Origin of the sequence: Helcococcus sp. KG196, from assembly GCF_046035495.1 — a bacterium.
Classification (GTDB): Bacteria; Bacillota; Clostridia; order Tissierellales; family Peptoniphilaceae; genus Helcococcus; species Helcococcus ovis.
Map to the genome: position 1 here is coordinate 83,196 of NZ_JBFNFI010000006.1, position 7,526 is coordinate 90,721.

General features: G+C 28.1%; 4 protein-coding genes. 2 read left to right on the top strand and 2 right to left on the bottom strand.

The window, feature by feature from the left end; all coding sequences use genetic code 11:
- Window positions 1-205: 205 nt before the first annotated feature.
- A complete protein-coding gene (locus tag ABGF45_RS04045; protein ID WP_134744550.1) occupies window positions 206-3,589 on the bottom strand; it encodes a hypothetical protein in 3,384 nt (1,127 codons plus the stop codon).
- 591 nt (window positions 3,590-4,180) lie between these two features.
- On the opposite strand from ABGF45_RS04045, the gene ABGF45_RS04050 reads away from it, so the two are divergent.
- Both ABGF45_RS04050 and ABGF45_RS04055 read left to right on the top strand, forming a co-directional pair.
- The gene (locus ABGF45_RS04050) at window positions 4,181-5,236 is read left to right on the top strand and encodes a PTS transporter subunit IIC (protein WP_134744549.1); all 1,056 of its coding nucleotides are present in this window, start codon (window positions 4,181-4,183) and stop codon (window positions 5,234-5,236) included.
- Between the two features lie 9 nt (window positions 5,237-5,245).
- Window positions 5,246-6,247 carry a D-2-hydroxyacid dehydrogenase gene (locus ABGF45_RS04055; RefSeq protein ID WP_134744548.1) on the top strand — a complete coding sequence of 334 codons (1,002 nt, stop codon included), beginning with the start codon at window positions 5,246-5,248 and terminating at the stop codon, window positions 6,245-6,247.
- A 179-nt stretch (window positions 6,248-6,426) separates the two neighbouring features.
- Here the strand turns inward: ABGF45_RS04055 and ABGF45_RS04060 are convergent, their stop codons facing one another.
- Entirely contained in the window at window positions 6,427-7,218 is a 792-nt protein-coding gene (locus ABGF45_RS04060; RefSeq protein WP_134744547.1) for a hypothetical protein, read from the bottom strand.
- Window positions 7,219-7,526 lie beyond the last annotated feature (308 nt).

Sequence of the window (7,526 nt, forward strand, 5' to 3'; positions counted from 1 at the left end):
TATTTTGCATAAGAAATGAACTTACACAAAACCCTCCATTAACATTCTAACACCTACATAAAAAAATACTTTTCTAATTTTTATGTATAGTTCTACAATTTTGCGATAAAATTGTTAATAATTATAAATAGTGTAAATGATTTAAAATAAAAAACTGCTATATAGCAATCTATGCTGTACAGCAGTTTTTAGCGTATATTATAGTCTAAAACCACGCTTGTATTGTGGATATAAAACCTCGAATAAATCCTTTAACGATATTTCCAAGTTTCTTGTTTATATCCTTAAAAAATGAAATAATTTTTTTAGAAGTTGACTTACTTTTTGGTTTTTCAGATTTTTTTGAATCAGAAGTTTTTTCTTCTTTTTCTTTAGTTTTTTGTTGTTCAATTTCTTTTAATGCAGCATTAACCGATTTTTCCAACTCATCAGCTGATTTTGATAAAGCATTCACTGTTACTTCTTCATTTTCCATTAACAATTCAACATTAGAAACATCAGCAGTCAATTTACTCTTTACAGATTCACTTAATTTTGAACTATCAATTTTATTAGCTTTTCCAAGTAATTCATTAAGTTTTTTATTTAAGTTTTCTTTAGTTATATTTTCTTCAACTTTTACTTCGGTATTATCTAATGTCAAAGTTGCAATAGCTTGTGAAATTTTGTTTGCATTAGAATTAATCAACTCTTTTGTTAATTTTTCTGTTTTTAGTGTTCTTTCAGCATCTTCAACAACTTCTCTTAACTTATCAAGCCCTTCTTGAGCATATGGTATTTGATTTCCCTTTTTGTTTTCTAAATATTCTTTAGCATCTTTAATTGCATTTTCCAATGGAGATTTATCTAGTTTTGTACCGAATAGTTTTACTTCTGGGATAATAGGTGCATCTCCTAAAGTTGACTTAACATTAACTCTCCAATATCTGCTTGAAGTTGATGCGAATTTTCCCTTATAAATATCTTTTGTTCCATCTTTTATAGTATCAACAGTTTCCCATTTTTTTGATTTTAATTTTTCTATTTTTTCATAATATGAAAGACTTTCTTCTAATACAAAATCTTTATCATCCAAATATTCCAATGAAGCAATTACATTTGCTTTTTTTCTAAAAGCTTCCACCTTTGTAACCTGAATTAATTCCCAGGTATTCAATTTTATATTTCCATCTACTTCAAAAACTATGAACATATCATTTTCTTGTTTTGGTGCATTAAAAGCGATAAATTGGTTCCCACTATCTAATTTACCATCAAATATTTTTGAGCCTACAGAAGTAAAAGCATCTCTAGCTGTAGAATCATATATTTTTTTTATATCAGGTTTAACTTGGAACAATACATCTTTCTCTTCACCAACAACAATCTTCAATTTATGAACTTCTTTTCCTTCTCCATTTGTAATTGTTGATATAAATGTTTCATCCGTATATGTTTTTACTATATTTTTCTCTACCGGATCTAAAGTACTATTTGTTGTTTTGATAGTAAATTTACTATAATCTAAAGGTTTTACAGTATACCCCTCTTTCAAAAATGACTTACCATCTATTGTACGTGAAGTGTATTCATTAAATTTATCTTCAGTTACATAATAACCTTGAGATGTTACTTGACCTTTTAATACTTCTTTTTCAATATCATAAGATTTATTTTTTTCTAATCTTACAAATGATGGTGAGAATGTTTCTGGATAGTACCAGAATGGTTCTTGTCCGTCAAATTTAACATTTTCTTTATTATTTATATTTTTTACCAATGCATCAAATACTTTTCTATTATTTGAACCCGGCGATAAGTCTAAATTATTATCTGATATATCTAATTTTTCTAATGATTTAAGGTTTTCAGGATTTATAATTTCTAACTCTTCTAAATGCAAACCTCTTAAGTTTAATTCTTTTAATCCGCTTAAATTTTCTAAAACTAACTTACCGTCTGATTTTTTATATTGTGTATGAGGTCTTTCTTTTCGTATACCTTCCGGTAAGTTTTCAGGAGTTAAGCTAGTTACTTTATCTAAATTTTTTAATGTTAATTTATTTAAATTAACTAATTTTTCTAACCCTGTTAAATCCTTAATTTCAGAATCGTCTAAAATTAATTCTTTATTATATCTTGGTATCATACCTTTGTATTCACCAATTTGTGAAATAACTTGTTTTCTTAGATTTTCATCAGGAAAATCTTCTTCATCGATTATATCATAATCATTGTTTTCATTTAATATTTCTTTTAACTCTTTTGAGTATTCATAATCTGTTGGAGCTAAATCATCGGAATCACTCTTTCCAGGTCTTTTATTTTCTACCCATTTATCTATATCTATTTCATCATTATTTTTTTTATTTTTACTATATTCATTATAAGCTTTTATAGCATCATCCTTTGTAGGATGAGGTACTCCGTCTCTCTCAATAGCATATGAAAACACCCCTGCTTTTAAGGAATCTTTTGGTTGCCATTTTGCATATCTAGCAGCTCTTGAATCAGCAAATTTACCATCTTCAAAGACTCCTTTGTCTTTTTCATCTTTTATTATTTTTTCAACTTTTCCATCTGTTGTTGGAATATCATACCATCTATTATTGTCATATAAAGGTGGGGTTAATATTTTAGTAGTATGAGAGTTTTCTTCATAATAAGAAAATCCAATCATTATTTTTTCAGATCCAACTAAAGATTTAAATGTATCAAATAAAGTCATTTCCTTATTATCTTCAAAATCCTGAAGTCTTTGAATTCCCACTGCTTCTTTCTGAGAATTAACATAATGTTCAGTATTTTTATACTCACTTCTCCCACCATACAATTGAATCAAAACTAAATCAAATTTATCCTTATGACTTTCAAACGCAGGATGAAAAGCTGAATATGTTGTATCATATATCAATAATTTATCAGTATTACTTTTTGGTCCTACTTTTTTAGATAATAAATCTAAAACTTTATTATATTGATCTTCTTTACCATTGAATTCAGCTTTGGTTTTCTCCATATCAATATCTAAACCATCAAAATTATATTTATTCATATAGTAATGTAATATAAATTCAGCTCTAGCTTGATGTCCTTTATCGTCATTAGAAAACCTTAAAACACTTCTATCCCCATCTTTTTTCAAATATTCTGTATTACCATATTTTTCTTGAATTTCTTCTTCTAAATTTTTGTTATATTTAATATCATCATACAACAAATGAACAAATATAGAGCCTACTACCTTTTGTCCTTTTTTATGTAACTCATCAACATATTTCTTCATAACTTTTTCAGGCACTCTAGCCATTTCATTATCATAAAATGCTAGCACCAAATCTACTTCTTTAGGTATATCACCCATTCTTGTTTGAGCATTTTTATGTTCTTTAGCATCAGGGTTTGCCTCATCACTCCACACCCTATAATAACCACCATTTATAGGTGTATGTTTTTTAAGCCATTCCTCAGTTGCTTTTCTTCCTTCAGATTTAGTAGTTACTTCCTCCCCCTCAGCCTTAGCAACCGATGTCCTACTTACAGGTAATAAGCCTACAACCATAACAAACGCTAATACAAAACTTATTACTCTTTTTGAAATTTGTTTCATAACTCCTCCAATTTATAATATATTTCACATGTATGATATAATTTAAATTTATTTAATGCAATCCATTTCATGATTTTGGTTGAAAATTCGTTTTATAACATTTTTTAGAAAATTTTAGAAAATGTTTTCATTTTTTCTAGTTTTTCTATAATAGCTTAACAAATAAACTAAGTAGATGTCCTAAATATAAAATTTATAAATACCTTAGACAGTAAAAAATACACAGTTAGAAGGAGCCGAAAAACAATATTAAAAATAATCTATCTTAAATTTAACAAAACTGCAAAAAAATATAAAATATCTGTCAAAATTTGCTATTTTTCTGCTATTCCCCCTTTATTTTACAAAAATATTATTGTATAATATTTTCAGACACGAAATGAGCTTTAACACAAATCCTCCAATTTTCTGTTAATTCAAAACTGTATTTCGTGTCTATTTTTATATTTAAGATTACCATTTCAAAATATAAAAACTTTATTTTCAGCACTTATCTAATTACTTATATAATCATATAAGTAGAACAACTAAATATTTGAATTTAGAAAACATAAAATATAAAATTATTTTTAATAAACAAAGGAGGAAATTATGGAAAACAAAATCGAACTTAAAGGTTTTCTAATGAAAATCTTAAACGGCACAGCCATGGGAATCGTTGTTGGACTTATACCAAATGCTATCTTAGGAGAAATTTTTAAAGCTTTAGCACCATCTCATCCAATTTTCAAGATGATACATACAATTTTATTAATTTCTCAAGCAGCTACCCCTACATTAGTTGGTGTGTTTATCGCATTTCAATTTAAAATGAACCCAATTGAAACAGCACTATTAGGTGTGTCTGCAATGATTGGTTCGGGGATTATTAACTTAAAAGAGGGAGCTTTAGTAGCAGTAGGTATTGGTGATCTTATAAATACAATGATTACAGCTTCTATCGCAGTTTATGTAATGAGCTTAATCAGAGGTAAATTAGGTAGTTTAACTATGATTGTTGCTCCACTAATTGTAGTACTTGTTGCAGGTACAATCGGGACACTATTATTACCATATGTAAAACAAATCACAACAGGTATTGGTGCTATAATCAAAAACTTCACTGAATTACAACCACTATTGATGAGTATTTTACTATCAATTTCATTTGCAATAATTATTGTTTCACCAATTTCAACAGTTGCTATAGCTTATGCTGTTGGATTACAAGGATTGGCTTCCGGTGCAGCAAACATGGGTATCGCTTCAGCTGCCATGACATTAATCGTTGGTGCAATGTATGTAAACAAAATAGGTATACCATTCTCAGTATTCTTAGGCTCAATGAAAATGTACATGCCTAACTGGTTAAAATACCCAGTTATGAATATTCCTTTAATCTTAAACGCAATTGTTGCCGGTATTGTAACATATGTATTTAACATTCAAGGTACAACCGCTTCAGCCGGTTTCGGATTCTCAGGACTTGTCGGACCAATCAACGCATATTCTTTAATGCAAGGTGGTTCAGCATTATTAAATGTAATTTTAATTTTCGTTTCATATTTTGTAATTACATTTGTTTCAGCATATATAATCGAAATAATTTGTACAAAAGTATTAAAATTATATAGCAGAGATATATTCATTTATGAAGCAAATAAATAGGAGGAATATATGAATTTAGTGTATTTTAACTTAAAAGATGTAGAAAAAAAAGCCGTTGAACAATGGAAAGCTCAAAATCCAGAAATCAATCTAGAAGTTACTGATAAAGACTTATCTTTAGAAACAAAAGATATGCTAATAGGTAAAGATGCTATTATAATTTCACAAATCAAGGAGATTGATGATGAAGTTTACAAATTCGCTAAAGAACAAGGTGTTAAAGTTCTTTCAACAAGATCTGCCGGTTTTGACATGTACAACAAAGCATTATTAAAAAAATTAGGAATGAAACTTACAAATGTTCCTTCATATTCTCCAAACGCTATCGCAGAACACACAGTTTGTGCTGCTTTACAAATTTCAAGAAATACAGCAAAAATCAGAAAAAATGTTGAAAAATACAATTTTACATGGGCTTCAGATTTAATTTGTAGAGAAATCAGAACATTAACAGTTGGTATAATCGGCACAGGTAGAATCGGTACTCAAGCTGCAAGACTCTTCAAAGGCTTAGGCGCTAAAGTTATTGGTTATGACCTATATCCAAATGATGCTGCAAAAGAAGTTTTAACTTATGTTGATTCAATTGAAAAATTAGCTTCTCAATCAGACATCTTAAGCTTACACTTACCAGGTCTACCAGAATATACTCATGTAATCAATGATGAATTAATTTCAAAAATGCCTGATGGAGCAATCATCTTAAATTCAGGTAGGGGAAATCTTGTTGATACAAAAGCTGTATTAAGAGCTTTAGATAGTGGAAAACTTTTAGGTGCCGGTTTAGATGTTTACGAAAATGAATCCAAATTCATCACTAAAGATTTTTCAAAAGAAGGTGATATTGATGATGAAGTATTGAAAGAATTAATCAAGAGAGATGATGTAATATTCACACCTCACACAGCTTACTTCTCAGAAACAGCAGTTGAAAACCTAGTACAAGGTGCATTAAATTCTGCAAAGAATGTTGTAGAATCAGGAAATGATGATTGTTTGGTAAAATATTAAAATAGTATTGATTAAAAACTGATAATTCCAAAATTTTATGTGATTTAGAGATTATTTGTTAGAATAAAAAATTATGATTCCTCCCTTTTGTGTGTTCAGAAATAAATTGGTAAAATTCGATTTATTGAAGATTTGTGCTTTAGGGTGGGATTTTTTCATGTACATCTTTGAAATCCATTTTATCCTAATAAATGTTGATTAATCAACCAATCTACATATTGATTATTAGGTGCCCTATTTCCTGTTTCAAATGTACATATCAACTTTAAGCCATTCATACTATATGATTCTATCTTTTTTATTGCATTTTCTGCATATTGCGGATTGTCCATCATTCCAAAATGTTCCCAATAAATTTCTTCACAGGTATGAGGATCTAAAAATGTAAAGTCCGGATAAATTACTCTTTCTCCTAGAGATAATGGGCATTCGTACTTGTATGGAATATCTAAATTTTCAAATTTATCAGCCAAAATCTTTTCAGTTTTAGATCTAACACGATTACCTTTATTTGTAAAAATTTCATTACTTCTCGAATCAAATCCTTTTCCCTGATATGGCTGATTTATCCATATTTCCGAATATTGCCCTTTAGTCTCAAACATTGGCATTACCAAATTTTTCCTCTCATCGGAATATTGATCATACACATCATCGATTAAATTTTCATCAAAATATTCATACATTTTCTTCATCAATGGAAGAATCTTCTTAACTATATTTTTAATTTTTTTATTATATGATTTTTGTGCTAGACTTTGAGCGAGTTTGATTTCTGACTTTTTAATGTATTTTTGTTCAAATTTTAAAGTCTCATGATTTTTAAATTTATGGTAATATTCAATCTTTTTAGCTTTTTTCTTAATACATACCATTCCATCAACATCAGGATATTTTTGTTTATTTAATATCCTTTGTATTTTTTCAAATCTTAAAATTTCATTTTTTAAGAATGTTTTTAATTGCTTCATTTTATACCTCCAAACAATTTATATGTCTATTATCTCATATTTTTAAAATTTTAAAATGTCATTATTGTTACATTATTTTAATATTTATATAAAATTTTAGGTTTTAGATATCTCTCTCATTAAAGTTTATTAATAGCCCTACTTTTATTAATTTTTTATATTTGCTAGGGCAATCTTCTACAACATTTCTTAAACTCGCCCCCTTCTTTTTTCTACTTACTTATTTTGATGGGGCTATTTTTATCTATATTTTTACAGAGTAGCCCCTTCTTTTTTCCACTTACTCATTTTGATGGGGCTACACTTGC